The sequence below is a fragment of the Enterovirga sp. genome, assembly GCF_035325185.1.
GTDB lineage: Bacteria > Pseudomonadota > Alphaproteobacteria > Rhizobiales > Beijerinckiaceae > Enterovirga.
The window spans coordinates 1-3,102 of the sequence record NZ_DAOLAJ010000168.1 but is presented as its reverse complement, the minus strand read 5'-3'; the positions used below and the strand labels follow the sequence as shown (position 1 = coordinate 3,102).

Annotated in this window: 4 protein-coding genes; all 4 read right to left on the bottom strand. The window is 69.8% G+C overall.

All coding sequences use genetic code 11. The features are described from left to right. Positions 1 to 400: hypothetical protein (locus PKD06_RS18625; RefSeq protein ID WP_324382781.1), on the bottom strand; the 400-nt coding region annotated here is incomplete at its 3' end. Then, complete coding sequence (locus PKD06_RS18620) at positions 397 to 1,047, bottom strand: hypothetical protein (protein ID WP_324382780.1); 651 nt, start codon at positions 1,045 to 1,047, stop codon at positions 397 to 399. The genes PKD06_RS18625 and PKD06_RS18620, both read right to left, overlap by 4 nt. Further along, entirely contained in the window at positions 1,031 to 2,347 is a 1,317-nt protein-coding gene (gene sufD, locus PKD06_RS18615) for a Fe-S cluster assembly protein SufD (protein ID WP_324382777.1), read from the bottom strand. Before sufD ends, PKD06_RS18620 begins: the two co-directional genes overlap by 17 nt. A 2-nt stretch (positions 2,348 to 2,349) precedes the next feature. Continuing rightward, positions 2,350 to 3,102: Fe-S cluster assembly ATPase SufC (sufC, locus tag PKD06_RS18610; protein ID WP_324382775.1), on the bottom strand; the 753-nt coding region annotated here is incomplete at its 5' end.

Here is a 3,102-nt window from a genome sequence, read left to right as displayed (position 1 = left end):
GCAGCGCGAACCACGCCCCGAGCGCCACGGCCGAGCGCATCCGCGCGAGGCTGGCGCGGCTCCAGCTCGGCCAGACGAGGGAATGCGCGACCAAAGCTGCGATCCAATAGGCGGCCACCACGGCGAGCCCGATCAGGGCGGTGTCGGTGGCGAGAAGCGTCAGCCCGTGCAGCCGGGAGGGATCGTCGCGGGCGTTCTCGATGGCCGCCCGCCCGAAGCCGCGCGTCTCTGGATCGGCGAACCCCAGGGCCGCCGCGACGAGCCCAAGGAGAACGAGGCGCGCCGTCTCCCCGATCCGCGCCCTCAGAGCCTCGCGCATCGCCTCGCCCGGCGCGGCCGCGCCCCGCCAGAGGTGGCGCAAGGCGAGCGCGGGCCGATAGCCGCCGGCCACGGCGGTCACGGGACGAACCTCGCTCCGGCGAGCTTGCCGAGGAAGCCGAACCCGACCGCCCCCGCCACCGCGAGAAGGATGAGCGCAAGCGGACCGAGAACGGCGATGCCGAAGGCCCGCCCGATCGTGATGTCGCAGGTCTCCGCGAGGCTCGGCACGATATGGGCGGTGACGAGGACGGTGACGAGAAGGGCGATCGTATCGCTCTTCAGCCCGAAGGCCAGCCCGGCCGCGATGGCGCCGAGGATCGGCAGGGTCGCCGACCACCAGCCGAGGGCGAGGCCGCTGCCGAGATCCCGCGCCGCGAAGCGCCCAAGGAAAAGGAGCTTGCCTCCCCCGATCATCAGCAGCCAGCACAGGAGCGACACGAGGATCGAGATGGCGGGATTGCCGACGATGTTCAGCAGCGGGAGCCATCCGGCCCAGTCGGCGGGAACGTCGGAGGGCTGGAAGGGCTCGCGGAGATAGATGTCCACGCCGCTCGCGAGCCCGGCGAGGCCGACCAGCCCCGCCTGCCAACCCCAGCCGAGCGGCCGGGACTCGCGGCGGCGCGCGGGCCGGCGCGCCCTGAAGGCGCCCGCGACCAGATCCTCCCCGGCTTCCCTGAAGGAATAGCCCGCGACGCGCGGCGCCGCCGCCTCAGCGGCGTCCGGCAAGCCAGGACTCCACCGCCGTGACGAGCGCCTCGCGCACGCCCTCATGCGCCACCGCCTCGATGGGCGGGCCGACGAAAGCCTGGAGCAGCAGGCTCTCGGCCTCGGGCTGCGGCAGGCCGCGGCTGCGCAGGTAGAAGAGCAGGTCCTCGTCCAGCGCTCCGCAGGTCGCGCCGTGGCCACAGACCACGTCGTCCGCGAAGATCTCGAGTTCCGGCTTGTTGTTCATCGTGCATCCCTCCGAGAGGAGGAGCGCATCGGACTTCATGCCGCCATCGGTCTTCTGGGCATGGGGGCGGACGATGATCTTGCCCTGGAAGACGCCCGTGGACTGGCCGTCGAGGATCGTCTTGAACGCCTCGCGGCTCGTGCAATGAGGCACGGCATGGTCGACGACGAGCGTCGCATCGCCATGCTGGCGCCCGCGCAGAAGGCCGATCCCGTCGATCTGCGCCGTCGATCCCTCGCCCTTGAAGACGAGGAAGACCTGGTGCCGCGCGGCCGCCGCGCCGATCACGGCATTATGCGTCGCGAGGGTCACGTTCCTGCCGAGCGTCGCCACGAAGGTCGAAAGCGAGAGCGTCTCGCCCCCCTCCCCGTTGAAGCGGACATGATCGACCTTCGCGCCGTCGCCGACGACCAACTCGACCACCGTGTTGGTCTGCGCGGCGATACCGCTTCCCTCATGGCTCTCGATCAGCGTCACCGAGGCGCCCGCCTCGACGAGGACGAGCACGCGGCTCGCGGTCGAGAACGGCCGGTCCGAGCACGAGACGAAGCGCAGGGCGATCGGCTGCTCGACCACTGTCCCCGCCGGCACGCGGATCACGGCGCCGTCATTCATGAAGGCCGTGTTGAGGTCCAGGATCGGGTTGCCCCGCGCCACCTCGACCCGCCCGAGCGAGGCGAGGGCCGGATGCCCCTCGGCCAGGGCATCGGCCAGCGGCACCACCTCGATCCCCTGCGGGAAGCTCGGCCCCTCCGCGAGATCGGTCGCGAGATGGCCGTTGACGAAGGTCAGCCGGCTCGCCTCGATCTCGGCGAAGACCTTGGCGAAGCCGAAAGCCTTCGCGACCTCCGTCGCGCCCGGCTTCGGCGCCGGGGGCGCCGCCTCGCGCATGAGTGCGCGCAGGTCGAAATACTTGAACTCCTCCACCCGCCGATGCGGCAGGCCGCGCTCGCGGAACCCGGCAAGCGCGGCCTCGCGCACGGCGACGTCGCCGGGCAGGCCGCCCTTGAGGCGGTCGAACAGCGCGCCGAGACCCGTCTCGGCGGCGGTCCTGATCTGCGTCACCTCGGTCATGGTCAGGCCGCCTCCGCCGTGCGGTAATCGGCATAGCCGTTGGCCTCGAGTTCGAGCGCCAGCTCCTTGCCGCCCGACTTCACGATGCGGCCGTTCGCCATCACGTGCACGGTGTCGGGCACGATGTGGTTCAGCAGGCGCTGGTAGTGCGTGATGACCAGGAAGGAGCGGTCCTTCGAGCGAAGCGCGTTCACGCCCTCGGCGACAATGCGCAGCGCGTCGATGTCGAGGCCGGAATCGGTCTCGTCGAGGATGCAGAATTTCGGCTCCAGGAGCGCCATCTGGAGGATTTCCATCCGCTTCTTCTCGCCGCCCGAGAAGCCGACATTGAGGGCGCGCTTGAGGAAATCCTTGCTGATTTCAAGCTTCTGGCCGGCGGCGTTGACGCGCTTGATCAGCTCCGGCGTCGACAATTCGTCCTCGCCGCGGGCGCGGCGCTGGGCGTTCAGCGCGGCCTTGAGGAAGGTCATCGTGCCGACGCCGGGGATCTCCAGCGGATACTGGAAGGCGAGGAACACGCCGGCGGCGGCGCGCTCGTCGGGCTCCATCTCCAGGAGGTTCCTGCCGTCGAGAATGATCTCGCCGTCGAGAACCTCGTAATCCTCCTTGCCGGCGATGACGTAGGAGAGCGTCGACTTGCCGGAGCCGTTCGGCCCCATGATGGCCGCGACCTCTCCGTCGGCCACCTTCAAGTTGAGGCCGTTCAGGATGCGGTTGTCCTCGATCTGGACGACGAGATTGTTGATTTCGAGCAT